General features: G+C 60.8%; 25 protein-coding genes. 11 read left to right on the top strand and 14 right to left on the bottom strand.

Going from position 1 to position 26,214, the window contains the following annotated elements; translation table 11 throughout:
* Positions 1–67 precede the first annotated feature (67 nt).
* Genes pqqB through pqqE form a run of 4 tightly spaced genes read left to right on the top strand, consistent with a single transcriptional unit; the run spans position 68 to position 3,138 of the window.
* Complete coding sequence (pqqB, locus tag LJX92_RS24390) at positions 68–979, top strand: pyrroloquinoline quinone biosynthesis protein PqqB (RefSeq protein ID WP_103735240.1); 912 nt, start codon at positions 68–70, stop codon at positions 977–979.
* 11 nt (positions 980–990) lie between these two features.
* Positions 991–1,743, top strand: a complete 753-nt coding sequence (gene pqqC / locus LJX92_RS24395) for a pyrroloquinoline-quinone synthase PqqC (protein ID WP_228309045.1) — start codon at positions 991–993, stop codon at positions 1,741–1,743.
* Positions 1,740–2,015: a pyrroloquinoline quinone biosynthesis peptide chaperone PqqD gene (gene pqqD, locus LJX92_RS24400; protein WP_032879124.1), complete on the top strand. Its 276-nt coding sequence runs from the start codon at positions 1,740–1,742 to the stop codon at positions 2,013–2,015. The genes pqqC and pqqD overlap by 4 nt, the downstream gene beginning before the upstream one ends.
* A complete protein-coding gene (pqqE, locus tag LJX92_RS24405; RefSeq protein WP_050549385.1) occupies positions 2,008–3,138 on the top strand; it encodes a pyrroloquinoline quinone biosynthesis protein PqqE in 1,131 nt (376 codons plus the stop codon). The genes pqqD and pqqE overlap by 8 nt, the downstream gene beginning before the upstream one ends.
* A 5-nt stretch (positions 3,139–3,143) precedes the next feature.
* On the opposite strand, the gene LJX92_RS24410 is transcribed toward pqqE, so the two are convergent.
* From LJX92_RS24410 to LJX92_RS24425, 4 genes are all read right to left on the bottom strand, one after another.
* Positions 3,144–3,302 (bottom strand): YqaE/Pmp3 family membrane protein, encoded by a 159-nt coding sequence (locus tag LJX92_RS24410; protein ID WP_003194776.1) that lies wholly within the window; start codon positions 3,300–3,302, stop codon positions 3,144–3,146.
* A 93-nt stretch (positions 3,303–3,395) separates the two neighbouring features.
* Complete coding sequence (locus LJX92_RS24415; protein ID WP_032879122.1) at positions 3,396–3,716, bottom strand: helix-turn-helix domain-containing protein; 321 nt, start codon at positions 3,714–3,716, stop codon at positions 3,396–3,398.
* The gene (locus LJX92_RS24420) at positions 3,700–3,984 is read right to left on the bottom strand and encodes a type II toxin-antitoxin system RelE/ParE family toxin (protein WP_148854059.1); all 285 of its coding nucleotides are present in this window, start codon (positions 3,982–3,984) and stop codon (positions 3,700–3,702) included. The genes LJX92_RS24415 and LJX92_RS24420 overlap by 17 nt, the downstream gene beginning before the upstream one ends.
* A 225-nt stretch (positions 3,985–4,209) precedes the next feature.
* Positions 4,210–5,478, bottom strand: a complete 1,269-nt coding sequence (locus LJX92_RS24425) for an aspartate aminotransferase family protein (RefSeq protein WP_103735241.1) — start codon at positions 5,476–5,478, stop codon at positions 4,210–4,212.
* Between the two features lie 209 nt (positions 5,479–5,687).
* Between LJX92_RS24425 and LJX92_RS24430 the strand changes: the two genes are divergently transcribed.
* Entirely contained in the window at positions 5,688–6,587 is a 900-nt protein-coding gene (locus LJX92_RS24430; protein WP_005792083.1) for a LysR family transcriptional regulator, read from the top strand.
* 226 nt (positions 6,588–6,813) lie between these two features.
* Here LJX92_RS24430 and LJX92_RS24435 read toward each other — a convergent pair whose 3' ends face one another.
* The 9 genes from LJX92_RS24435 to bioB all read right to left on the bottom strand — a co-directional run bounded on the left by LJX92_RS24435 (position 6,814) and on the right by bioB (position 17,225).
* Positions 6,814–8,592: an acyl-CoA dehydrogenase C-terminal domain-containing protein gene (locus LJX92_RS24435; RefSeq protein ID WP_228309046.1), complete on the bottom strand. Its 1,779-nt coding sequence runs from the start codon at positions 8,590–8,592 to the stop codon at positions 6,814–6,816.
* Positions 8,593–8,735: 143 nt separating this feature from the next.
* The gene (locus LJX92_RS24440; protein ID WP_032879116.1) at positions 8,736–10,025 is read right to left on the bottom strand and encodes a sensor domain-containing diguanylate cyclase; all 1,290 of its coding nucleotides are present in this window, start codon (positions 10,023–10,025) and stop codon (positions 8,736–8,738) included.
* Between the two features lie 218 nt (positions 10,026–10,243).
* Entirely contained in the window at positions 10,244–12,049 is a 1,806-nt protein-coding gene (locus LJX92_RS24445) for a phenylacyl-CoA dehydrogenase (protein ID WP_103735243.1), read from the bottom strand.
* 334 nt (positions 12,050–12,383) lie between these two features.
* Positions 12,384–12,665, bottom strand: a complete 282-nt coding sequence (locus LJX92_RS24450; protein ID WP_032879113.1) for a hypothetical protein — start codon at positions 12,663–12,665, stop codon at positions 12,384–12,386.
* A gap of 105 nt (positions 12,666–12,770) precedes the next feature.
* Positions 12,771–13,451 (bottom strand): dethiobiotin synthase, encoded by a 681-nt coding sequence (bioD, locus tag LJX92_RS24455; RefSeq protein ID WP_032879112.1) that lies wholly within the window; start codon positions 13,449–13,451, stop codon positions 12,771–12,773.
* Positions 13,448–14,260 (bottom strand): malonyl-ACP O-methyltransferase BioC, encoded by an 813-nt coding sequence (gene bioC / locus LJX92_RS24460; RefSeq protein ID WP_228309047.1) that lies wholly within the window; start codon positions 14,258–14,260, stop codon positions 13,448–13,450. The genes bioD and bioC overlap by 4 nt, the downstream gene beginning before the upstream one ends.
* The gene (locus LJX92_RS24465) at positions 14,253–14,984 is read right to left on the bottom strand and encodes an alpha/beta fold hydrolase (RefSeq protein ID WP_032879110.1); all 732 of its coding nucleotides are present in this window, start codon (positions 14,982–14,984) and stop codon (positions 14,253–14,255) included. The genes bioC and LJX92_RS24465 overlap by 8 nt, the downstream gene beginning before the upstream one ends.
* A complete protein-coding gene (gene bioF, locus LJX92_RS24470) occupies positions 14,977–16,158 on the bottom strand; it encodes an 8-amino-7-oxononanoate synthase (protein WP_078822516.1) in 1,182 nt (393 codons plus the stop codon). The genes LJX92_RS24465 and bioF overlap by 8 nt, the downstream gene beginning before the upstream one ends.
* 11 nt (positions 16,159–16,169) lie before the next feature.
* The gene (gene bioB / locus LJX92_RS24475) at positions 16,170–17,225 is read right to left on the bottom strand and encodes a biotin synthase BioB (protein ID WP_005792092.1); all 1,056 of its coding nucleotides are present in this window, start codon (positions 17,223–17,225) and stop codon (positions 16,170–16,172) included.
* 92 nt (positions 17,226–17,317) lie between these two features.
* On the opposite strand from bioB, the gene LJX92_RS24480 reads away from it, so the two are divergent.
* The 5 genes from LJX92_RS24480 to rarD all read left to right on the top strand — a co-directional run bounded on the left by LJX92_RS24480 (position 17,318) and on the right by rarD (position 23,001).
* A complete protein-coding gene (locus tag LJX92_RS24480) occupies positions 17,318–18,055 on the top strand; it encodes a ComF family protein (protein WP_228309048.1) in 738 nt (245 codons plus the stop codon).
* A 57-nt stretch (positions 18,056–18,112) separates the two neighbouring features.
* On the top strand, positions 18,113–18,877 hold the full coding sequence (locus LJX92_RS24485; protein ID WP_103735246.1) for a TOBE domain-containing protein: 765 nt from the start codon (positions 18,113–18,115) through the stop codon (positions 18,875–18,877).
* 70 nt (positions 18,878–18,947) lie between these two features.
* The gene (locus LJX92_RS24490; RefSeq protein ID WP_228309049.1) at positions 18,948–20,846 is read left to right on the top strand and encodes a PhoX family protein; all 1,899 of its coding nucleotides are present in this window, start codon (positions 18,948–18,950) and stop codon (positions 20,844–20,846) included.
* A gap of 169 nt (positions 20,847–21,015) precedes the next feature.
* Positions 21,016–21,990, top strand: a complete 975-nt coding sequence (locus tag LJX92_RS24495) for a serine/threonine protein kinase (RefSeq protein WP_103735247.1) — start codon at positions 21,016–21,018, stop codon at positions 21,988–21,990.
* A 126-nt stretch (positions 21,991–22,116) separates the two neighbouring features.
* On the top strand, positions 22,117–23,001 hold the full coding sequence (gene rarD / locus LJX92_RS24500) for an EamA family transporter RarD (protein ID WP_005792097.1): 885 nt from the start codon (positions 22,117–22,119) through the stop codon (positions 22,999–23,001).
* 222 nt (positions 23,002–23,223) lie between these two features.
* Here the strand turns inward: rarD and LJX92_RS24505 are convergent, their stop codons facing one another.
* The gene (locus LJX92_RS24505; RefSeq protein ID WP_078822494.1) at positions 23,224–23,736 is read right to left on the bottom strand and encodes a glycine cleavage system protein R; all 513 of its coding nucleotides are present in this window, start codon (positions 23,734–23,736) and stop codon (positions 23,224–23,226) included.
* A 267-nt stretch (positions 23,737–24,003) separates the two neighbouring features.
* On the opposite strand from LJX92_RS24505, the gene LJX92_RS24510 reads away from it, so the two are divergent.
* Positions 24,004–26,181, top strand: coding sequence for a malate synthase G (locus LJX92_RS24510; RefSeq protein WP_228309050.1), 2,178 nt, complete (start codon positions 24,004–24,006; stop codon positions 26,179–26,181).
* Positions 26,182–26,214: the final 33 nt, after the last annotated feature.

The raw sequence follows: 26,214 nt of genomic DNA on the forward strand, positions 1-26,214 counted from the left end.
CTGAGTAATACAACGCCTCGGTTCGCCCGGGGCGTTTTTGTTTTGAGCTGCGCTTGATGGAGAGATCATGTTTGTCCAGATTCTAGGTTCCGCCGCCGGCGGTGGCTTCCCGCAGTGGAACTGCAACTGCGTGAACTGCGCAGGCTTTCGCGATGGCAGCCTGCGGGCCCAGGCGCGCACCCAGTCGTCCATCGCGATCTCCGACGACGGTGTGAATTGGGTACTGTGCAACGCGTCGCCGGATATCCGCGCGCAACTCCAGGGCTTTGCGCCCATGCAACCCGGGCGCGCCCTGCGCGATACCGGTATCAGCGCAATCATCCTGATGGACAGCCAGATCGACCACACCACTGGCCTGTTGAGCCTGCGTGAAGGCTGCCCGCATCAGGTATGGTGCACCGACATGGTCCATGAAGACCTGAGCACCGGGTTCCCGTTGTTCACCATGCTGACCCACTGGAACGGCGGCCTGGCCTGGAACCGCATCGAACTGGACGCCAGCTTCACCATCCCGGCCTGCCCCAACCTGCGTTTCACCCCACTGCCGTTGCGCAGCGCCGCGCCGCCCTACTCGCCGCACCGCTTCGACCCGCACCCTGGTGACAACATCGGCCTGATCGTCGAAGACCTGCGCACCGGCGGTAAACTGTTCTACGCCCCGGGCCTGGGCAAGGTCGACGCGCCGCTGCTGGATATCATGGGCGGCAGCGATTGCCTTTTGATAGACGGCACGATGTGGGATGACGATGAAATGCAGCGCCGTGGCGTCGGCACCCGCACCGGTCGCGAGATGGGCCACCTGGCGCAGAACGGCCCGGGCGGTATGCTCGAAGTGCTGGAGCAGTTGCCCAAGCAGCGCAAGGTGCTTATCCACATCAACAATACCAATCCGATCCTCGATGAAGATTCCCCCGAGCGAGCCGAGTTGGTGCGGCGCAATGTCGAAGTGGCGTACGACGGCATGAGCATTGAATTGTAGGAGCCACTGAAATGACTGACACACCGCTGACGACCGCCGAGTTCGAAGCAGCCTTGCGGGCCAAGGGCGCCTTCTACCATATCCATCACCCCTACCATGTGGCGATGTATGAAGGCCGCGCTACCCGCGAGCAGATCCAGGGCTGGGTCGCCAATCGCTTCTATTACCAGGTGAACATCCCCCTGAAAGACGCCGCGATCCTGGCCAACTGCCCGGACCGTGAGATCCGCCGCGAGTGGATCCAGCGTTTGCTCGATCACGACGGCGCACCGGGGGAAGACGGCGGTATCGAAGCCTGGCTGCGCCTGGGCCAGGCTGTTGGCCTCGACCCGGACCAGCTGCGCTCCCAGGAACTGGTGCTGCCCGGCGTACGCTTCGCGGTGGACGCCTACGTCAACTTCGCCCGCCGCGCCAGTTGGCAGGAAGCTGCCAGCAGCTCGCTGACCGAGCTGTTCGCGCCGCAGATCCACCAATCGCGCCTCGACAGCTGGCCGCAGCACTACCCGTGGATCGACCCGGCCGGCTACGAATACTTCCGCACCCGCCTGGGCCAGGCTCGTCGCGATGTGGAACATGGTTTGGCGATCACCTTGCAGCACTACACCACCCGCGAGAGGCAGGAGCGCATGCTGGAAATTCTCCAGTTCAAACTGGATATTCTATGGAGCATGCTCGATGCAATGAGCATGGCCTACGAACTCAAACGCCCGCCCTATCACAGCGTGACCGAGCAGCGGGTGTGGCATAAAGGGATCACCCTATGAGCTTTGATCGCAGCAAAATACCGACCTGGCGCCAGGGCTACCGTTTCCAGTATGAGCCTGCGCAAAAAGGCCATGTGTTGCTCTATCCGGAAGGCATGATCAAGCTCAACGACAGCGCCGCGTTGATCGGCGGTTTGATCGACGGCGAGCGCGACGTGGCAGCCATCATCGCCGAGCTGGACCAACAATTCCCCGGCGTACCGGAGCTCGGTGAAGACATCGAGCAATTCATGGAGGTCGCCCGTGCTGAGCACTGGATCACCCTTGCCTGAAAAACCCGCCATCGGCTTGCCGCTGTGGCTACTGGCAGAGTTGACCTATCGCTGCCCGCTGCAGTGCCCGTACTGTTCCAACCCGCTGGATTTCGCCGAGCAGGGCAAAGAGCTGAGCACCGAGCAATGGATCAAGGTGTTTCGCGAAGCCCGCGAGATGGGTGCCGCACAGCTGGGGTTTTCCGGGGGTGAACCACTGGTGCGACAGGACTTGGCCGAACTGATCGCCGAGGCCCGCAAGCTGGGCTTCTATACCAACCTGATCACCTCCGGTATCGGCCTGACCGAGCAGAAAATCAGCGACTTCAAAAAGGCCGGGCTGGATCATATCCAGATCAGTTTCCAGGCCAGCGACGAACAGGTGAACAACCTGCTGGCCGGCTCGAAAAAAGCCTTCGCGCAAAAACTGGAAATGGCCCGTGCGGTCAAGGCACACGGCTACCCGATGGTGCTGAACTTCGTCACCCATCGGCACAATATCGACAAGATCGACCGCATCATCGAGCTGTGTATCGCGCTGGAAGCGGATTTTGTCGAACTCGCCACCTGCCAGTTCTACGGCTGGGCGCAGCTTAATCGCGTGGGCTTGTTGCCGACCCGAGACCAGTTGGTGCGCGCCGAACGCATCACCAATGAATACCGCGCCAAACTGGAAGCCGAAGGTCATCCGTGCAAGCTGATCTTCGTGACACCGGATTATTATGAAGAGCGTCCGAAAGCCTGCATGAACGGCTGGGGCAGCATCTTTCTGACGGTGACACCGGACGGCACCGCCCTGCCCTGTCACGGCGCGAGGCAGATGCCGGTGCAGTTTCCCAATGTGCGCGACCACAGCATGCAGCACATCTGGTACGACTCGTTTGGTTTCAATCGCTTTCGCGGCTACGACTGGATGCCCGAGCCCTGCCGCTCATGCGATGAAAAGGAAAAGGATTTCGGCGGCTGCCGTTGCCAGGCGTTCATGCTCACCGGTGACGCCAGCAATGCCGACCCTGTATGCAGTAAGTCCGAGCAGCACGGCATCATCCTGCAGGCACGGGAAGAAGCCGAACATGCCACCCAGACCATCGAGCAACTGGCCTTTCGCAATGAGCGCAACTCACGGCTCATTGCAAAAGGCTGAGGGCTTCAACGCTTGGCGATGATGTACACCGCGTGGATGATGCCAGGGAAGTAACCGCACAGGGTCAGCAGGATATTCAGCCAGAATGCACCGCCGAAGCCTACTTGCAGGAACACACCCAGTGGCGGCAGCAGAATAGCGATGATGATACGAATAATGTCCATGGGTCAGCTCCAGAAAATCGGCTCGTGTGAGCCGTGTAGCTAATCGACATTGGCGGTTCGTGAGGGTTCAGTGGATTCTGGCATCGGGCCATCTCACGCCAGAATCTGCAGACCATGCTTCTTCACGACGCTCAACAACTTGAGTGCCATGCCGCTGGGCCGTTTCTCGCCCGACTCCCATTTTTTGACCGTGGAAGCACTGGTGTTCAGGTAGCGGGCAAATACAGGTTGGCTGACATGGCTGCTTTCACGCAGTTGCTTGATCTGTTCGGCAGGGATTTGGTCCGGCATGGCAGATAAGCATGCTTCATCATATTCTCGAAGCGTGGTTTTGCTGATGGCGCCGATGGCATGAAGCGCTTCGGCAGACTGATGAATGGACTCAAGCGCCTCACTTTTATACTTCTTGGTCATGATGTATCTCCACAAACTCCCTGAGATCCAGCATGCGCTGAATCTGTGCTTCGTTTAACCCTTCATAAACCCAATAATGCCTGCCCTTGGCCAATACAACAGACCGATGCCGATTCTGGTTGAGACGTTTTTTCCAGACACCACCTCCCAGATTATCTGCCTGCCCCCTCAACATTTCGCCAAACGCCTTCCTCAACTCAGAATCGCAGATCCAGACTTTAGTGGCCGCCTCGGCAAATCGCCTTGTTTTGAACAACCTGAGCCTCATGGAGATCCCTTCCTAAAACATACCACCCAGTGGTATAGATTAAAAGTCGAGCACGTCGTGCCCCTCCGGCAGTCCTTGCCGACGCTCGCTAAAAAGCCATCGTTTCCAAAGAGACTCAATAAACGTTTTCACACCAGAAATTACTCAGGCAAAAAAACGCCCCCAGCCAAAAGAATCAGGCTGAGGGCGCCGCGTATACCGCGAGACGGTTCAGGAATTGGACGGTTAAACAGCAATGCCCTTTCGGCATTGCAGTTGCGCGGTGCGCACCCGTGAGAAGGCGCGGGCCAGGCGCAGGAGCATTTCGTCGATGTTGCTTTTGCTCACCGTCAGCGCCGGTGTGAAGCGCAGGCAGTCGGGTTGCGGCGCGCTGAGGATCAGTCCCTCTTGCAGCGCGGCTTTTACCACCGCATCCGCAGAATCATCCGATAAGGTAAGCCCCCACATCAGGCCATTCCCGCGCAATGGGCCATGGCCGTAGCGATAGGCCAGACGGGCAAGCCCTTCGCCCAGGTGACAGCCCAACACGCGTACATGCTCAAGAAAACCGGGCTCAAGCACGGTATCGGTGACGGCCAACCCAGCCGAGGCCATCAATGCATTGCCATGATGGGTACCTTCCAGCTCACCCACTTCAAAGCAACAGGCCTTGCCCCGTGCCAGCAGCGCCGCCAACGGCACACCGCCGCCCAGGCCCTTGCCCAGGGTGATGATGTCGGCATGCACGCCGTACTGTTGCTCGGCAAGCAAGGTGCCACAGCGGCCCATGCCGGTTTGCACTTCGTCGAGGATCAGCAGGATCCCCAGTTCGCGGCACAGCCGCTCGACGCCTTTGAGATAGTGTTCGGTCGCCGGGATCACGCCGGCTTCGCACTGGATCGGTTCCAGCAGAATGGCCACCGTCTGGGCATCCACGGCAGCATGCAGGGCGGGAAGATCATTGAAGGGAACGTGACTGAAGCCCGACAATTGCGGTTCGAAGCGGTTTACCAAGGTACCAGCCGAAGCGGCTAGCGTAGCGAAGCCATGTCCATGGCAACCGTTGCTGGCGCTGATAATGCGATAGGCCCCGCCACGGTGCAGTTGCCCCCACTTGCGCGCCAGTTTGATTGCCGCCTCGCAGGCTTCCGCGCCGCTATTGAGCAGGTAAGCCTGGTCGCTGCCGGTATGCTGGCAAAGGCGCTCGACGAGATTGAGTTGGGCACGGTTATGCAGGCCATTGCCGGGATTGATCAGCGCCTGGGTTTGCGCAGCCAGGGCCTTGATCAATACCTGTGGGCTATGGCCCAGGCTGTTGGCGGCATTGCCTTGGCTGAAGTCCATATAGGCACGCTCATCACTGTCCCACAGCCACGAGCCCTGGCCTCGCACAAACACTTGAGGTGGGCGCGCCACAGTGGGCATCAAATGCTCGGTTGAATGCGTGTCGCGTGGGGCATCCTGGATCAGGTCATCCAGGCTCGGGGCGGGGCGGCGGATGTTGAACAGATTCACAACTTACCCCCGTTGGCAACCTGACCTTGGTGGTTACGGCCGGACCATTGCACCTGAGGTTTTTTTGCCTTGCCTATATAAACGCTATCAACAAAAACGCTGTTCATTGTCCGATCCGGCCCTGTAAGCCCTGCGAATAGGCGCTAGACTAGGCGTCTCGGGGGCCAGCGGCCATTTCGATTTTCCAGCTTTTTCGATAAGTAAGCCTTATGGATTTCAAGCAACTGCGTTATTTCGTCGCGGTGTATGAGGAAGGCCACGTAGGGCGTGCTGCGGAGCGTCTTTCGATCTCGCAACCGGCCTTGTCACAACAGATTCGCCAGCTGGAGCAGAACCTTGATGTAAGTCTGTTCGAACGCAGCAGCAAGCGGCTGCTGCCGACCCTGGCGGCGCACACCTTATACAACCACGCGTTGCCGCTCATTGATGGCATGCAGCAAGCCGTCGAAGCGCTACGCAACTTCAAGGGCCAGGCCATGCGGACCCTGGCCATCGGCGTGCTGCAAACCGTGCACACCAGCCTGGTGCCGCAAATGCTTGAGCGCGTGCGCAAGGCCCAGCCTCATTTGGTGGTGCAGATTTACGAGCTGACGGGGCTTGAGATTGAGCGGCGGTTGCTCAACGGCTCCCTCGACATTGGCATCAGCTACCTGCCGCCACGTCAGCCGGGCCTGCACGGTGTGCTGCTGTATGAAGATGAGTTGAAGGTGGTGATTCCCGACGACCATCCGCTGCGCGAATTCAAGAAAGTCTCGCTCAAACAAGCTGCCGAGTTACCGATGCTGCTGTTGGGAGAGGAGTTTCAAGTCAGGCAGATCTGGCAGGGCCAGTTGGCCAACCTGGGGCGGCGCCCGCAGGTGCAAGCGGAGCTCAACACCATGGTGGGAATACTCGACAGCCTGCCCCACACCAAGCTGGCGACGGTGCTACCGGGGCGTTCCCAGGACGAACACAACAGCCAGGCGCTTTTGTGGAAACCCTTGAGCGAACCGAGGGTGCCATTGAAGGTGGGGCTGGTCTGCCGCGATGTGCAACGCCAACAGGCCACCGTCGCATTGCTGCGCACCCTGCTGGAAGACGTGATGAATGCCCCGCAGGCAAGCGCCTGACTTTTTCGCGGGCAAAAGAAAACCCCGCCGAAGCGGGGCTTTGCAGACTGTTTCCCTGACATCCATTTCACTCCGCCGTCCTGGCAGAATCCTACGTGTCCGTGTTGTTGCTTTGCGCTTCCTGCGCGACGTCCATGTGAAGTAGATTATCCGTGGATCCAATTTGGCGATAGAGGACGATTAGCAGCACGTCATGTAAGAGATTGCTTACACGCCCTACAGGCCCTTAAAACAGTGCTTCATCCATCAGGAACAGCGATTCGCTACCAGCTTTTACCGACGCGCTCAACGAATGGATACGCGGCAGCAGACGGGCAAAGTAGAAACGTGCAGTCCCCAGTTTGCTGGCGTAGAAAGCCTCCTCGGCCTCTTTGCCCAACGCGGCCTTGGCCATGCGCGCCCACATATAGGCGTAGGCCATGTAGCCGAATGCATGCAAGTACTCCACCGACGCTGCGCCGATTTCATTCGCGTTGCTCTTGGCGCGGTCCAGTACCCAGGCCGTCAATTCATCCAGGTTATCCACCGCTGCGCTGAGCGGCGTGGTGAACTCGGCCAGCTCGGCCCCCGATCCAGCGATGAACTGGCGGATCTCATCGGCGAACAGCGTGTAGAACGCACCGCCGCTGCCGACGATCTTGCGTCCCATCAAATCCAGCGCCTGAATGCCGTTGGTGCCTTCGTAGATCTGGGTGATGCGCACGTCACGCACCAACTGCTCCTGGCCCCATTCGCGAATATAGCCATGGCCACCAAACACTTGCTGGCCGAGCACAGTGGTTTCCAGGCCCAGGTCGGTGAGGAACGCCTTGGCCACGGGTGTCAACAACGCCACCAGGTTATCGGCGCGCTCGCGCGCCTGCGCATCGTCGCTGAACTTGGCGATGTCCAACTGCGTCGCCACGTAGGTGGAGAACGCACGACCGCCTTCGTTGGCCGCCTTCATGGTCAGCAGCATACGGCGTACGTCCGGATGCACGATGATCGGATCTGCCACTTTATCCTTGGCCTGTGCACCCAGCGGGGAGCGGCTTTGCAGGCGGTCGCGGGCGTATTCAATCGCGTTCTGATAGGAGCGCTCGCCGGAGGCCAGGCCCTGGATGCCCACCCCCAGACGCTCGTAGTTCATCATGGTGAACATCGCCGCCAGGCCACGGTTAGGCTCACCGACCAGATAACCCACGGCTTCGTCGAAGTTCATCACGCAGGTCGCGGACGCCTGGATCCCCATCTTGTGTTCAATCGAACCGCAGGTCACCGGGTTGCGCGCGCCAAGGCTGCCGTCGGCGTTCACCATGAACTTGGGCACCAGAAACAGCGAGATGCCCTTGGGCCCCGCCGGTGCATCCGGCAGTTTGGCCAGCACCAGATGGATGATGTTCTCGGTCAGGTCGTGCTCGCCACCGGTGATGAAGATCTTGGTGCCGCTGACCTTGTAGGAACCGTCCGCCTGAGGCTCGGCCTTGGTGCGAATCATGCCCAGGTCGGTGCCGGCATGGGCTTCGGTCAAGCACATGGAACCTGCCCACTCACCGGAATACATCTTCGGCAAGTACGCGGCCTTGAGCTCTTCGCTGGCGTGGGTGTTGATCGAGACACAGGCGCCGGAGGTCAGCATCGGGTACAGGCCGAATGCCAGGCTCGACGAGTTGATCATTTCTTCAACCTGCGCCGACACCGCCTTGGGCATACCCATGCCGCCATAGGTCGGATCGCCGCCCACACCCACCCAGCCGCCTTCGGCGTAGGTCGCATAAGCCTGGGGGAAACCGTCCGGGGTACGCACCGCGCCGTCGGTCCAATGGCAGCCTTGCTCATCGCCGCCGCGGCTCAAGGGCGCGATGGATTTGGCGGTAACCTTGCCGGCCTCTTCGAGGATCGCCTCAACGGTTTCGGCATCAACGGTGTCTGCCAATGCCGGCAGTTCGGCCCAAGTCTTGGCGACTTCAAAAACTTCGTTGAGGACGAAGCGCATATCACGCAACGGCGCTTTGTAATCAGCCATGGCAAACCTCGTGGGAACATGAAAAGTGATTCGATAGGATCGGTTTTACAGACCCCGAGTGTACCCGAACAACTTTTCAGACACATAGGGTCTGCTTGTGACTATCTGGTATTTTTAAGTCACAGTAAATACAGCGCGCTGACTCAACCCGCAGCGCTTTGCGTGCGCACCGCGCCACGACGGGTTTGCCCGGCCGCAATCACGCAGTTACGCCCGGCGCCCTTGGCGGCGTACAGCGCCTGGTCGGCGGACTTGAGCACCTCTTCAGGGTTACGCTGCTCGGCCTGACGCTCGGCCACGCCGATGCTGACCGTCACCGACACGCTGGAGGCTCCGCTGCCCGCACGCCGTTGACGGCCTTGGTGGTCGTCATGAGGACGATCCGGGTTACGCAACTTGATGGCGTAGCCGGCAATGATCTCGCGAATCTCCTCCAGGTGCGGCATGCATTCATCCAAGGTCTTGCCGGCAAACACCACGGCAAATTCTTCACCGCCATACCGGTAGGCGCGCCCGCCGCCGTTGACCTTGGACAGCTTGCTCGCCACCAGGCGCAGCACCTGGTCGCCCACGTCGTGGCCATGGGTGTCGTTGAAACGTTTGAAGTGATCAACGTCACTCATCGCCAGCACATAGTTGCGCCCCAGCCGTTGCATGCGTTCGTTGAGGGCGCGTCGTCCCGGCAAGCCGGTCAGTTCGTCGCGGAACGCCATTTGATAGGCTTCGTGGGCCACACCGGCAGCAATCATCAACATCACTTGGCTGCACATGATGTTGAGGGTGAACGGCAGGATGAAGGTTTGCGGCAACATCCAGAACAGGCCCAAAAACCCCACCAATTGGGCGGCGTGCAGCGGGCGCGGCTGATACCAATACTGGGCGGCCAGGGTAAGGAAGCCGATCAGGAACATGGGATAGGACAGCTGGATCAGGCTCATCCACGCGCCATGCAGCATCGGCCAGCGAATCTCCGCCAACCAGCCCAGCAAAGCCTGGGGGAAACTTTGCTCCAGGGCCAGCGCCACACTGCCCACCGCCAGCAACACCGCGCAGCGGGCGACGAAGTCACGGAACAGATGGGTTTTTTCCTGCCACAGCGCATAGATGCTGAACAGCAACGGCAACAGCAGGCAACACAGGTGGAACACCACCGCGGCGTCGTCACGCACGCGGCCATTGTCGCGGTAGAAATCGGTCTGGGTATCCAGCAGGAAATAGGCGACGTACACCGTGATCATCAGGAACAGTTCACGCTGGCGCCGATAGACCGCGCAGTACGCGCCGCCGAGCAGCAGGACCAGGGTCGGCAACACGTTGAAGAGCGAGGTGAAGAAGACGTTGAGGTCCTTGACGTACGCAGCCGAAAGCCCGGCCAGCAACAGCAGCAGCGAAGGTAGGAAATGACTGAAACGTACAGCAGACACGCGTGACAAGGGTAAAACTCCGACCCGCAAAATAATGGCACTGTGCCTTTATGCAGCCAGTTAAGCACAACCGGGCTGACACGTATCACATTGCCACTACTGTAACGGCAGCGGGTTGTAATCCCTGAGTGCATTACTGCGGTTTTTTATGCCCGTACTCTGTAGGAGGGCAAAAAAAACCGCCGCGTCCCGAAAGAAGCGGCGGTTGCAGAAAGAACCGGTAAGGCTTAGTAAGCCAGGCCGAAGTCTTCTTCTTTCATGTCCATCAGGTTGTTGGCGCCCGACAGCATGGTCGCCACGTGGGTACGGGTACGCGGCAGGATGCGCTGGAAGTAGAAGCGCGCGGTCTGCAACTTGGCGGTGTAGAACGCCTCTTCGCTGGTACCGGCAGCCAGTTTCTCGGCGGCCAGGCGCGCCATGTCGGCCCAGAAGTACGCCAGGCACGCGTAGCCGGAGTACATCAGGTAATCCACCGAAGCGGCACCGACTTCTTCGCGGTCTTTCATCGCGGCCATGCCGACCTTCATGGTCAACTCGCCCCACTCTTTGTTCAGTGCCGCCAGCGGTGCAACGAACTCTTTAACCGCGTCGTTACCTTCGTTGGCCTGACAGAACTTGTGCACAATCTTGGTGAAGCCCTTGAGCGCTTCGCCTTGGGTCATCAGTACTTTGCGGCCGAGCAAGTCCAGGGCCTGGATGCCGGTGGTGCCTTCGTACAGCATCGAAATACGGCTATCGCGCACGTTCTGTTCCATGCCCCACTCGGCGATGAAGCCGTGGCCACCGTAGATCTGCACGCCGTGGTTGGCCGATTCAAAGCCGACTTCGGTCATGAACGCCTTGGCGATCGGGGTCATGAATGCCAGCAGGCCATCGGCCTGTTTCTTGGCTTCGTCATCGGTGCCGTACTTGACGATGTCCACTTGCTTGGCGGTGAAGTACACCATCGCGCGGTTACCTTCGGCGAAGGCTTTCATGGTCAGCAGCATGCGGCGTACGTCTGGGTGCACAATGATCGGGTCAGCGGCTTTGTCCGGTGCTTTAGGGCCGGTCAGGGAGCGCATCTGCAGGCGATCACGCGCATATTTCAGGCCGCCCTGGAAGCCGATTTCGGCGTGGGCCAAGCCTTGCAGGGCAGTGCCCAGGCGAGCGGTGTTCATAAAGGTGAACATGCAGTTCAGGCCTTTGTTCGCCGGGCCGATCAGGAAACCGGTGGCTGCGTCGAAGTTCATAACGCAGGTGGCGTTGCCGTGGATGCCCATCTTGTGTTCCAGGGAACCACAGGTGACCGCATTGCGCTCGCCCACTGAACCATCGGCGTTGGGCAGGAACTTTGGCACGATAAACAGCGAGATGCCTTTGGTGCCGGCCGGTGCGTCCGGCAGGCGGGCCAGTACGATGTGGACAATGTTGTCGGCCATGTCGTGTTCACCGGCCGAGATGAAGATCTTGGTGCCGGAGACTTTGTAGGAACCGTCAGCCTGAGGCTCGGCCTTGGTGCGCAGCATGCCCAGGTCGGTACCGCAGTGTGGCTCGGTCAGGCACATGGTGCCGGTCCATTCGCCCGACACCAGCTTGGTCAGGTAAGCCTCTTGCTGCTCGGGGGTGCCGTGCTCGGAAATGGTGTTCATCGCGCCATGGGACAGGCCAGGGTACATGCCCCACGACCAGTTGGCTTCGCCGACCATTTCGCTCACGGCCAGGCCCAGGGATTCCGGCAGGCCTTGGCCGCCGTGCTCCACGTCATGGGCCAGGCTCGGCCAGCCGCCTTCGACGAACTGTTTGTAGGCTTCTTTGAAACCGGTAGGGGTCTTAACGCCTGACTCACTCCAGGTACACCCTTCGATGTCGCCCACGCGGTTCAGCGGTGCCAGCACTTGCTCACAGAACTTGGCGCCTTCTTCGAGGATGGCGTCGACCATGTCCGGGGTAGCGTCCTGGCAAGCCGGCAGGCTCTGATAGTGCGCTTCATAACCGAGCAGTTCGTCACGAACGAAGCGAATATCACGCAAGGGGGCCTTGTAGTCAGGCATAGCGATAAACCTCTGCTGATGTATCTGGGATGAACAACCGCGTGGATTTGTTATGGCGGTCAAACAGGTGTTTGAAACATACGTTTACGACCCAGGGTTGTCAAGCGTCGGCCAGATGCCGTTTGTCTTGACGCAGGTCATCGCCAGGCACGGCAAGGCCTGCGGCGGGATGCCACTGCAAAAAACGAATAGAGAACTAGCTCAGGGCCAGGCACAGGCAAATGTGGGAGGGGGCTTGCTCCCGATAGCGGTAGGTCAGCTATGAATGGGCACGCTGATACACCGCATCGGGAGCAAGCCCCCTCCCACATTTTTAATTGAGTTCAGCAGGGGATCAGGCGTAGGTATCGATCAACGTACCGAGCATTTCGTCCGAAGCCTTGGCGACTTTTGCCCCCAGCTCGACTTGAAACTTGCCCTGGGCCATTTCCACCATATTGCTCGCCGAGTTTGACGCTTGGGCGCGGTCATTAGCTTGCAGACGATCGCTTTGCGCGGCCGATGGCTGGGCTGTTGCGGCGCTGGCAATCTTGCCGGCCGCCTGGTCGACACGGCTCTGCCCGGTCTGAATACTGCTCAGGCCCGAATAAAACGCGCTGCTTCCAGAGATTTCCATGGCTTAAGCCTGCCTTGAGAGAATCGTGAAGGTGGATTGAAGCAGACATCCCGGCAAAAGGCCCGTCAAAAACACTAATGGCATAATGCCTTGCGATAGCCAAAATCAGTCAAGCAGGTCTAACTCCAGGTACTCCGCCACGGCGGCGGCACTGGCATCCTTGAGCTTCGGCACGCGCCCCAGGCAGGGCGCCGGCAAGCGCTCGGCCAGGGTGGCGAGGTTTTCTTCCAGACGGGAGGTCTTGGGATCGATGATATTCGCCACCCAACCGGCCAGCGGCAAGCCGTCCCGTGCGATCGCTTCGGCGGTCAACAACGCGTGGCTGATGCAGCCCAGGCGCACGCCCACCACCAGGATCACCGGCAATTTGAGCGCGATGGCCAGGTCAGACAGGTTGGCCTGATCGGCCAAGGGCACGCGCCAGCCGCCCGCCCCTTCGATCAAGGTAAAGTCGGCTCCACGGGCCAGGATCTGTTGCATCGGCTTGAGCAACGATTGCACCGTCAGCCCCACGCCCGCCTCGCGCGCAGCCAGATGCGGCGCGATAGCCGGCTCGAATGCCACCGGGTTGACCTCGGCATAACTGAGCGGCAATGAGCACTCGGCCAGCAACGCCAGGGCATCGGCATTGCGCAAACCCTGGGCAGTCAACCGGCACCCCGACGCCACCGGCTTCCCGGCGGCCGTGCTTTTGCCCGCGAGCCTGGCAGCATGCAACAGGCCGGCCGCGATAGTGGTCTTGCCCACATCGGTGTCGGTGCCGGTGATGAAGTACGCGACGCTCATAGCGGTTTCTCCAGTACGGCGTACACCACCTGATACGTGGCGGGCAGGCCCTGAGCCTGACGGAACTGCTCGTATGCGTCTACCAGTGCAACAATCCGCGCGCGCCCCGTCAAGCCGCCGGGGCGGCCGGGGTTGAGGTTATGGGCGCCCAACGCTTTGAGCTCGTGGGTCAGGCTGCGCACATCCGGGTAATGCAGCACATGGGGCTGTCGCGCGAGACTCACCACCCGCAAGCCGCTGGCCGCACATAACTGCTGATAAGCCTCGAAGGTGCGAAAGCGATTGACGTGAACCAAGCCGTCTACCGCTCGCCAGCTTTCGCGCAGTTCATCCAGGGTACCCACGCACAGGCTCGCGAACGCCAACACACCGCCAGGTTGCAATACGCGCTGAGCTTCGCTGAGCACTGCATCGAAGTTGGCACACCATTGCACGGCGAGGCTGGAGAAGAGCAGCTCGAAGCTGTCAGCCTTCAGCGGCAAGCGTTCAGCATCGCCAGCCATGAAATGCGCGGCGCCACCCAACGGACGCGCGTGGTTGAGCATGCCTTCGGCGATATCCAGCGCCACGCCCTCGCTCCCGGGCAAACGCTCACCCAGCACGCGACTGAAATACCCTGTGCCGCAACCCATATCCAGCCAGCGTTGTGGCAAAAGCTCGCTGGGCAAACGGCGGAGCAACTCATGCCCTACTGCGCGCTGCAACTCGGCCACGCTGTCGTAGCTGGCCGCTGCACGGGAGAACGAGGCAGCAACCTGGCGCTTGTCCGGCAAGGCACCCGGCAAACAAGGGTGGGATAAGTCAGTCATCAACACACTCATGCAAAAAAGCCTGGATGGCCCCCGCTACACCGTGGGGGTCTTCCAGAAGAAACGCGTGACCGGCCTGTTCAATCAGGCCGACTTCTACATCCGGGAGCAACGCCAGCAGGTCACTGGCAGCTTCGGCAGGTACCAGCCCATCCAGGCCGGCAAACAGATGCAACTGCGGCCCGCGAAATGCCTGCAAGGCCGCGCGGGTATCCAGTTGGGCCAGCAGCTCCAGGCCGGGCATCAACACGCTGGGGGCGGTATGCGGCGCGCCGCTGACCAGCAAGCGCGAGAGCCCGCGAGGCTCCTGCGCGCCCTTGGCACACAACAGGCCGAAGCGCTTGAGGGTGACCTGGGAGTCGGCGTGGCAGCCCGCCAGGAACGCATCGAAGGTCTCGGCGGGCATCCCGTGAGGCCAACCGTCATGGGCGACGAAGCACGGGTTGCTCGCCAAAGTCAGCAAACCGCAGCAACGTTCGCCACGGCGTGCCGCAAGCTCCGAAGCAAGCATCCCGCCCAGGGACCAGCCCCCGAGCCAGACGTCGTCCGCCAGCGTCGCATCGAGCTCGTCGAGCCATTCATCCAGATCACTGGAATCCAGCGCCGGTAAAGGCTCGATCTGTACCCGCAGGTGCTCGTTGAGGCCCTGCAGCGCCGCGGCCAACGGCTCCAGCGGCGACACACCGAGCCCCCACCCGGGCAGCAGTATCAGGCGATCACGCATGGTCGGGCTCCGCTGCGTTCAACAACCGGAAACATTGCTCTAATCCGTTTAACAATAGCTGCACCTGCGCTTCGCTGTGCGCCGCCGTCAATGTCACGCGCAACCTTGCACTGCCGGCCGGTACAGTCGGCGGGCGGATTGCAGTCACCATCAGCCCACGTTCGCGCAGCATCTGTGACAGACGCAACGCCCGGGCGCTGTCGCCAATCAGGATTGGCTGGATCGGCGTAAAGCTGTCCATCAATGCCAGGCCCACCTGCTCGGCACCGCGGCGGAACTGGCGGATCAACCCGTTGAGGTGCTCACGCCGCCAGTGTTCGCTGCGCAGCAGTTCCAGGCTTTTGAGGGTGGCGCAGGCCAGTGCTGGTGGCTGGCTGGTGGTGTAGATATACGGCCGGGCAAACTGGATCAGGCTTTCGATCAAGTCTTCACTGCCTGCCACAAATGCCCCGGCGGTGCCGAAGGCTTTGCCCAAGGTGCCAACCAGCACCGGTACATCGTCCTGGCTCAAGCCAAAATGTTCGACGATGCCGCCGCCATGGGCGCCCAGCGGGCCAAAGCCATGGGCATCATCTACCATCAGCCAGGCACCTTTGGCCCTGGCTTCCCGGGCCAGCGCTGGCAGGTCGGCCAGGTCGCCGTCCATGCTGAACACACCATCGGTGACCACCAGCGTACTGCCGGTGGCCTTTTCTAGGCGCTTGGCCAGGCTGCCGGCGTCGTTATGCAGGTAGCGGTTGAACCGCGCCCCGGACAATAAGCCGGCATCCAGCAACGAAGCATGGTTGAGGCGATCTTCCAGCACCGTATCGCCCTGCCCCACCAGCGCCGTGACCGCGCCCAGGTTGGCCATATAGCCGGTGGTAAACAGCAACGCACGCGGGCGCCCGGTCCAGTCAGCCAGGGCTTCTTCCAACTCATGGTGCGGCGTGACGTGGCCCACCACCAAATGCGAAGCGCCGCCACCCACGCCCCAACGAGCCGCACCGGCGCGCCAGGCTTCGATCACCTGCGGGTGATTGGCCAGGCCCAGGTAATCGTTGTTGCAGAACGCCAGCAATGGCTGGCCATCCACCACCACTTCAGGGCCTTGGGGGCTCTGAAGCAACGGGCGTTGACGGTAAAGATGTTCGGCACGGCGGGCCGCGAGGCGCGCGGCGAGATCAAAAGACATGCTGGCCTCGATCAAACAGCGGCGTTATAGAACTGCTCGCTGCTCTTTTGCTCCACCAGCGCCTGCTCGATCGCTGCCTGATGAACTTCATCGGCGTGCTCTTCACGAGCTTCGGGCAGGATGCCCAGGCGTGCGAACAGCTGCATGTCCTTGTCAGCCTGAGGGTTGGCGGTGGTCAGCAATTTATCGCCGTAGAAGATCGAGTTGGCACCGGCAAAAAACGCCAGGGCCTGCATCTGCTCGTTCATGGCTTCGCGGCCAGCGGACAGGCGCACGTGGGATTGCGGCATCAGGATGCGCGCCACCGCCAGCATACGGATGAAGTCGAAGGGGTCGATGTCCTCGGCGTTTTCCAACGGCGTACCGGCCACCTTCACGAGCATGTTGATCGGCACCGACTCCGGATGCTCTGGCAGGTTGGCCAGTTGGATCAGCAGGTTGGCACGGTCGTCGAGGGACTCGCCCATGCCGAGGATGCCGCCCGAGCAGATCTTCATCCCCGAATCACGCACGTAGGCCAGGGTTTGCAAGCGCTCGCTGTAGGTACGGGTGGTGATGATCGAGCCGTAGAACTCTGGCGATGTGTCGAGGTTATGGTTGTAGTAATCCAGGCCGGCCTGGGCCAGCGCTTCGGTCTGGTCCTGATCGAGACGGCCCAGGGTCATGCAGGTTTCCAGGCCCATGGCCTTTACGCCTTTGACCATCTCCAGCACGTAGGGCATGTCTTTGGCCGACGGGTGTTTCCACGCCGCGCCCATGCAAAAGCGCGTCGAGCCGATGGCCTTGGCGCGGGCGGCCTCTTCGAGGACCTTCTGCACCTCCATCAGCTTCTCTTTTTCCAGGCCGGTGTTGTAGTGGCCCGACTGCGGACAATATTTGCAATCTTCCGGGCAGGCGCCGGTCTTGATTGACAGCAGGGTCGATACCTGCACGCGGTTAGCGTCGAAATGCGCGCGGTGCACGGTCTGCGCCTGGAACAACAGGTCATTGAACGGCTGCACGAACAGGGCTTTGACTTCGGCCAAAGACCAGTCGTGACGCAGGGTGGCAGAGGTGCTGGCGCTCATGGGCGATTCCTTGATTATGCTTTGGCTAACGCTGCGGGAAGGGCAATACCCACAGGCACGACACGGATGCTCGGCATATTTAAGGAAGATTCATGCACTGTCAACCTGAGTACAAACACCAAGTTTACATCTGGTTAAAAAACAAACAGATCTGTCTGATCTGTGACGAATGCACAGACTCCGCCGAAAATGTATGCAATACCTGCGAAACAGAACTGCCATGGCTGCTTGAGCATTGTGAACAGTGCGCCTTGCCTTTGCCGATGGACGGGTTGATCTGCGGCCAGTGCCAAAAACACCCTCCGGCCTTTAACCAGGTGATCGCACCCTGGACCTACAGTTTTCCCATCGACACCCTGGTCAGCCGCTTCAAGCATCAGGCTCGCTGGCCGCTGGGCCACATGCTGGCGCGCCTGCTGGGGCAGCACCTGCAGCACCGCTTCGATAACGCCGAACTCAACCGCCCCGACTATCTACTGCCGGTCCCCATGGCCCGCAAACGCCTGCGCCAACGCGGCTTTAACCAGGCGCAGATGGTGGCTCGCTGGCTCAGTAGCGCGCTCGACATTCCCCTCAATGAGCACGCGCTGCTGCGCCCGCTTGAAACCGTGGCGCAGCAAGACCTCGACGCCAAGACGCGTAAGCGTAACCTGCTCAACGCCTTTGCCCTGGCGCCCGGCGCTCAAGTCGCAGGGCAACACCTGGCGCTGGTGGACGATGTACTCACCACCGGCGCTACCGCCCACAGCCTGGCGCGGTTATTGATGGGCGCCGGCGCACGCCAGGTCGATGTCTATTGCCTGGCCCGCACCCCCAAACCCGGCGCCTGACTTGACTCCCCTGCTTCAGAGCGGCAACGTCGGCTTATCTCATCCAAGCGTATGCCCATGTCTCTGCCCAGCCCACTCAGCCAGCACATCATCCGTCGCCCCCAACGCATTGCCTTGCTGGGGCATATCGCCGAGCAGGGCTCCATCACCCGTGCCGCCAAAAGTGCGGGGTTGAGTTACAAGGCCGCCTGGGACGCCATCGATGAACTGAACAACCTGGCGCAAAAACCGCTGGTGGAACGCAGCGTCGGTGGCAAAGGCGGTGGCGGCGCCAAGCTGACGCAAGAAGGTGAACGAGTGCTGCGCCTTTATCAGCGCCTGCAAGTGCTGCAGGCCGAGCTGCTCGGTTCGGACGAAGCGGCCAGTGACTTCAACCTGCTCGGCCGCTTGATGCTGCGCACCAGTGCACGCAACCAATTGCACGGCCAGGTCATCGCCATCGACAGCCAGGGCCGCAACGACAGGATTCGCCTGCAACTGGCCGGCGACCTGTACCTCGACGCCCAGATTACCCACGACAGCACCCAACGGCTGGAGCTGCAGGCCGGCGTGGAGGTGGTCGCCCTGATCAAAGCGGGATGGCTGGAGTTGCGGGCGATCGGGCACCCAGAAACACCTGGACACAATTGCATGAGCGGTGTGATCGAGACGATTCTCGACGCCAAGGATGGCCCCAGCGAGGTGCGTATCGCCTTGCCCAACGGCCAAGTGTTATGCGCGCTGGCACCGCCCGCTGCACTCCTGGTACTCAACGCTGCCGAGGGCCAGCCGATCCAGGTGCAATTCGCACCCAGCAATGTGCTGCTCGGGACCCCGGTATAACGTCTTCAGGCTGCAACAATTTGGTCACAACCGCTCCTTAAGGTATCTGCAAAAATCGCGGGAGCCTGAGATGAGCCTATTAGAAGAAAACCAAGCCACTGACCTTGAACAAATGGTCGGCCTGACCCGCCGTCGCTTTATCGGCGCGGGCGCCCTGTGCGGCGCCGCGATGTTCCTCGGCGGTAACCTGCTGAGCCGCAGCGCCCTGGCGGTGAATGCTGCCTCCGCCAGCCCGCTGTTGGGTTTTACCAGCATCGCCGCCGCCACCAGCGACACCATTACCCTGCCCCCTGGCTACAGTGCTTCGGTGCTGATCAGTTGGGGCCAGCCGCTGCACAAGAACGCCCCGGCTTTCGACCCGTCGGGCAATGGCACGGCCAAGGCCCAGGAACAGCAATTTGGCGACAACAACGACGGCATGAGCCTGTTTCCGTTCCCGGGCGACGACAACCGCGCCTTGATGGCGATCAACAACGAATACACCAACTACCGCTACCTCTACGCCCACGGCGGCGCGCCACAATCGGCCGAGGAGGTACGCAAGGCCCTGGCCAGCGAGGGCGTGTCGGTGATCGAAGTACGGCGCAAGGGCGACACCTGGCAGTTCGTCCAGGACTCACGCTACAACCGGCGCATCCATGGCAACTCACCAATCCGCTTGAGCGGCCCCGCTGCCGGCCATGACTGGTTGAAAACCACTGCCGACAAAACCGGCAAGAAAGTCCTGGGTACGTTCCAGAACTGCGCCAACGGCAAGACACCGTGGGGCACCTACCTGACCTGCGAAGAGAACTTCACCGACTGCTTCGGCAGCAGCAACCCGCAGCAAGCGTTCGACGCCGGGCAGAAACGCTACGGCGTAGTGGCCGCCAGCAAAGACATCAACTGGCACCCGCACGACCCACGCTTCGACATGGCCAAGAACCCCAACGAACTCAACCGCCATGGCTGGGTGGTGGAAATCGACCCGTTCGATCCGCAATCCACTCCGGTCAAGCGCACGGCCCTGGGCCGCTTCAAACATGAAAACGCGGCGCTGGCCGAAACGCGCGACGGCCGCGCCGTGGTGTACATGGGCGACGACGAACGCGGCGAGTTCATCTACAAGTTCGTCAGCCGCGATCAGATCAACCACGCCAATCCGAAAGCCAACAAAGACCTGTTCGACCACGGCACCTTGTACGTGGCCATCTTCGATGCGGGCGACGGTAACGCCGATCATCCCAAGGGCAAAGGCCAATGGGTTGAACTCACCCATGGCAAAAACGGCATCGACGCCGGCAGCGGTTTCGCCAACCAGGCAGAGGTGCTGATCCATGCGCGCCTGGCCGCCAGCGTAGTGAAGGCCACGCGCATGGACCGCCCGGAGTGGATCGTCGTCAGCCCCACCGACGGCCAGGTCTACTGCACCCTGACCAACAACGCCAAGCGCGGCGAAGACGGCCAGCCGGTGGGCGGCCCCAACCCGCGAGAGAAAAACGTCTACGGGCAGATCCTGCGCTGGAAAGCCGACGCCGATAACCACGGCGCCACAGACTTTACCTGGGACCTGTTCGTAGTGGCCGGAAACCCGGGCGTGCACGGTGGTACGCCGAAGGGCGGCTCGTCCAATATCAACCCACAGAACATGTTCAACAGCCCCGACGGCCTGGGCTTCGACAAGGCCGGGCGCCTGTGGATCCTCACCGACGGCGACTACAGCAACGCGGGCGACTTTGCCGGCATGGGCAACAACCAGATGCTGTGTGCCGACCCGAGCACCGGGGAAATCCGCCGTTTCATGGTCGGGCCGGTGGCGTGTGAGGTCACCGGGATCAGCTTTGCGCCGGATCAGAAGACGTTGTTTGTGGGGATTCAGCATCCGGGAGAAACCGGTGGTTCGACTTGGCCTGAACATCTGCCGAACGGCAAGCCGCGTTCGTCGGTGATGGCGATTCGGCGGGATGATGGCGGGATCGTAGGCGCCTGACAGGGCCTCATCGGGGGCAAGCCCCCTCCCACAATTCTGAATTGCGAATACATTCAAATGTGGGAGGGGGCTTGCCCCCGATTGCAATAGCACAGCCACCACCTATCCCAGCCCCGGTGCGTTACCATACCCGGCCGGACGCGGCGCCCTGCTGCGCGCAGGAGTTCGCATGGCTCACCCGTTTGAAACACTCACCCCTGATCTGGTCCTCGACGCCGTCGAAAGCATCGGCTTTCTCAGCGATGCGCGCGTGTTGGCGCTCAACAGCTACGAAAACCGCGTGTACCAGGTGGGCATCGAAGACGCCGAACCGCTGATCGCCAAGTTCTACCGGCCCCAACGCTGGACTAACGAGGCGATCCTCGAAGAGCACCGCTTTACCTTCGAACTGGCCGAGTGCGAAGTGCCCGTGGTGGCCCCGCTGATTCACAACGGCGAGAGCCTGTTCGAACACGCAGGTTTCCGCTTCACCCTGTTTCCCCGCCGTGGCGGCCGCGCGCCGGAGCCAGGCAACCTCGACCAGCTTTATCGCCTTGGGCAGTTGCTCGGCCGTTTGCACGCCGTGGGGTCAACCCGCCCGTTCGAACATCGCGAAGCCCTGGGCGTGAAGAACTTCGGTCACGATTCCCTCAACACCTTGCTCGAAGGCAACTTCATTCCCAAAAGCCTGTTGCCGGCCTATGAATCCGTGGCCCGCGACCTGCTCAAGCGTGTGGAAGAGGTTTATAAAGCGACGCCGCACAAGAACATCCGCATGCACGGCGATTGCCACCCCGGCAACATGATGTGCCGCGACGAGATGTTCCATATCGTCGACCTCGACGACTGCCGCATGGGCCCGGCGGTGCAAGACCTGTGGATGATGCTCGCTGGCGACCGCCAGGAATGCCTGGGCCAGCTGTCTGAACTGATGGACGGCTATCAGGAGTTCCACGATTTCGACCCCCGCGAACTCGCCCTGATCGAACCGTTGCGCGCCTTGCGCCTGATGCACTACAGCGCCTGGCTGGCACGGCGCTGGGACGATCCGGCGTTTCCCCACAGCTTCCCGTGGTTTGGCACCGAGCGGTATTGGGGCGACCAGGTGCTGGCGTTGCGTGAGCAACTGTCGGCGCTCAATGAAGAACCGCTAAAACTCTTCTGACTGCTTTGCTTTATGTGGGAGCGAGCCCCCTCCCACATAAAAATCCCCATTGCCAAGCAAGTCCCCATTGTCTGACAAATATCCTTACAATCGCGCTTTGTTAGCTGCCTAAGCAAGGATTCTGCAATGCAAGCCGCCAACCCTCGCAAGGGGTACATCCTGGGCCTGAGCGCCTACGTCATCTGGGGTCTGTTCCCGCTCTATTTCAAAGCCATCGCCAGCGTGCCCGCCGCCGAGATCATCGTGCACCGCGTGCTGTGGTCAGCGCTGTTCGGCGGCTTGCTGTTGATGGTGTGGAAGCACCCTGGCTGGTTTCGCGAACTGCGTGACAACCCCAAGCGCCTGGCGATCCTGGCACTCAGCGGTTCGCTGATCGCGGCCAACTGGCTGACCTATGTGTGGTCGGTGAACAGTGGGCGCATGCTTGAAGCCAGCCTGGGTTACTACATCAACCCGCTGGTGAATGTACTGTTGGGTATGTTGATACTCGGTGAACGCCTGCGCCGCCTGCAATGGGTGGCGGTGGGGTTGGCGGCGGTCGGTGTGGCGCAACAAGTGTGGCAGGTGGGTAGCTTGCCATGGGTGTCGCTGGCGCTGGCGTTGACGTTCGGTTTTTACGGCTTGATCCGTAAACAGGCCCCGGTCAAGGCACTTCCGGGGCTGGTGGTGGAAACCTGGATGCTGGTGCCGATTGCCGTCGCCTGGTTGCTGTTCAATCCATCGGCCCACAGTGCACAACTGGAATTCTGGAGCACCTCCGAAGCCTGGTGGTTGGTGGCCGCAGGTCCGGTAACCCTGATTCCATTGGTCTGCTTTAACGCCGCAGCACGGCATTTGCCCTATACCGCACTGGGCTTTTTGCAATACGTGGCGCCGACCCTGGTGCTGTTGGAAGCGGTATTGCTGTTCGGCGAACACCTGGCGCCGGCCACGCTGATTGCCTTCGCCTTCATCTGGGCCGGGCTGGTGATCTACAGCGTGGATGCATGGCTGACGGTGCGCAAACGCTGATCAAATAACGCACAAACCTTTGCAAGCCACGGCGCCCGTGGCTTGCAGCGTTTCACCCCAAGGTTATCCACAACCTGATCCCCGCCATTTGTGCACAAGCCCTTGAAACTGCTCGTTTTTTGCTCAGCTGACGGAGAAGTCCGGCCGACGTGGCCTGGCGCCGGGTCTCTACAGGTTATCCACAGGCCCATGCAAGATTTCCATGCATAACCTTGTGGGTGGTTATTCCTCGTTGCGCAGTTCCACCATCAAGTCGTCGGCCAAGGTCTCAAGCGATTCCTGCAAGCGCTCCAGAGACAACGTAGACGGCACCTGCAACAAAGCCTCGGCGTTGAACAACGGGTCCCCGCTCATGGGCGCCGGGCGTACATCGGTACTCAAGCGCTCCACGTTGACACCCTGCTGGCTCAACAGCGCAGTAATCTCGCGCACGATGCCCGAGCGGTCATTGCCCACCAGCGTCATCACAATCGATTTGGACACTGCCGCCTGCCCTGTACTGCCCTCGCCCACCAGCACGCGTATGCCGTGTGAGGATAAGTCTTCCAGCGCGCCCACCAGTGCCTGACGTTGCTCCGTCGGCACGCTGACCCGCAGGATCCCGGCAAACTGCCCAGCCATGTGGGCCATGCGGCTTTCCAGCCAGTTACCACCGTGGGCGGCAATGTTCTGCGCGATGCGTTCAACCAGGCCGGGTTTGTCGGCGGCGATAATTGTGAGTACAAGATGGTCCATGGCGAAGCCCTCTGGAATTCAATCTACAAGGTGGACCCGGGAGCCCTCGAAAACAAATCGTGTACCATTTTTATATTTATCTGGAACAATCCAATAGTTTTTTGAGAACATCCGGTTCTCCGCTGTGACCGTACGACCAAAGTGGGTCGCTAAACGACGTATTTAGTCTAATTTTCACAACCGCAAGTCATCATGTAGTATGCCCAACCGTGCACTACATAATGAAAATCTGAAAAAGCGCATAAGCTCCGCAGAGTGAGGCAAGCAATGACTGAACACGTTCAAGTCGGTGGCCTGCAGGTCGCCAAAGTCCTGTTCGACTTCGTGAACAACGAAGCCATTCCCGGTACCGGCATTACTGCCGACCAGTTCTGGGCCGGTGCCGACAAGGTCATCCACGACCTGGCACCGAAGAACAAAGCCCTACTCGCCAAACGCGACGATTTCCAGGCGCGGATCGATACCTGGCACCAGACTCACGCCGGCCAGGCCCACGACCCGGTGGCCTACAAAGCCTTCCTGCAAGACATCGGATACCTGCTGCCAGAAGCCGCAGACTTTGAGGCCTCGACGCAAAACGTCGACGACGAAATCGCGCGCATGGCCGGCCCGCAACTGGTGGTGCCGGTGATGAATGCGCGCTTCGCCCTCAACGCCTCGAATGCGCGCTGGGGCTCGCTGTATGACGCGTTGTACGGCACCGACGCCATCAGCGAAGCCAACGGCGCCGAAAAGGGCAAGGGCTACAACAAGGTGCGTGGCGACAAGGTCATCGCCTTCGCCCGCGCCTTCCTCGACGAAGCCGCACCGCTGAGCGCGGGCAGCCACGTCGATTCCACCGGCTACAAGATCGTCGACGGCAAGCTGATCGTGAGCCTCAAAGGCGGCAGCAACAGCGGCCTGCGTGACGATGCCCAGTTGATCGGTTTCCAGGGCCCCGCGGCCGAGCCGATTGCGCTCCTGTTCAAACACAACGGCCTGCACTTCGAGTTGCAGATCGACGCCAGCACTCCGGTCGGCCAGACCGATGCCGCCGGCGTCAAAGACGTGCTGATGGAAGCCGCGCTGACCACCATCATGGACTGCGAAGACTCCGTTGCCGCCGTGGATGCCGATGACAAGGTGGTGATCTACCGCAACTGGCTCGGGCTGATGAAGGGCGACCTGGCCGAAGAAGTGGCCAAGGGCGGCAAGACCTTTACTCGTACCATGAACCCTGATCGCGCCTACACCGGCATCGACGGTAACGACGTGACCCTGCACGGCCGTTCGCTGTTGTTCGTGCGCAACGTTGGCCACCTGATGACCATCGATGCGATCCTCGATAAAGACGGCAACGAAGTGCCCGAAGGCATCCTCGACGGCCTGATCACCAGCCTGGCGGCGATCCACAGCCTCAATGGCAACAACACGCGCAAGAACAGCCGCACAGGTTCGGTGTACATCGTCAAACCGAAGATGCACGGCCCGGAAGAAGCCGCGTTCACCAACGAGCTGTTCGGTCGCATCGAAGAGGTGCTGAACCTGGCGCATAATACGCTCAAAGTCGGGATCATGGACGAGGAGCGCCGTACCACGGTCAACCTCAAGGCCTGCATCAAGGCCGCCAGCGAGCGCGTGGTGTTTATCAACACCGGCTTCCTCGACCGTACCGGCGACGAAATCCACACGTCAATGGAAGCCGGCGCGATGGTGCGCAAGGCCGCCATGAAGGCGGAAAAATGGATCGGCGCCTACGAAAACTGGAACGTCGATATCGGCTTGAGCACCGGCCTGCAAGGCCGTGCACAAATCGGTAAAGGCATGTGGGCCATGCCCGACCTGATGGCGGCGATGCTTGAGCAGAAAATCGCCCATCCATTGGCCGGTGCCAACACCGCCTGGGTACCGTCGCCGACCGCTGCGGCGCTACACGCGTTGCACTATCACAAGGTCGACGTATTTGCCCGCCAGGCCGAACTGGCCAAGCGCGAACGCGCCTCGGTGGACGATATCCTCACCATTCCTCTGGCCAGCAACACCGATTGGTCGGACGAAGAGATCCGCAATGAACTGGACAACAACGCCCAGGGCATCCTTGGCTATGTGGTCCGTTGGATTGACCAGGGCGTTGGCTGTTCGAAAGTACCGGACATCAACGATGTGGGCCTGATGGAAGACCGCGCCACCCTGCGTATCTCCAGCCAGCACATTGCCAACTGGCTGCGCCACGGCGTCGTCAACCAAGACCAAGTGATGGAAAGCCTCAAGCGCATGGCGCCGGTGGTGGACCGTCAGAATGCCGGGGACGCGTTGTATCGTCCGTTGGCGCCGGATTTCGACAGCAATATCGCGTTCCAGGCAGCGGTGGAGTTGGTGATTGAAGGGACCAAGCAGCCCAATGGGTATACCGAGCCGGTGTTGCACCGCAGGCGTCGGGAGTTCAAGGCTAAAAACGGCCTGTAAATGAAAAAGCCCTGATCGAGAGATCAGGGCTTT

This window comes from Pseudomonas sp. HN8-3 (assembly GCF_020790195.1).
GTDB lineage: Bacteria > Pseudomonadota > Gammaproteobacteria > Pseudomonadales > Pseudomonadaceae > Aquipseudomonas > Aquipseudomonas synxantha_A.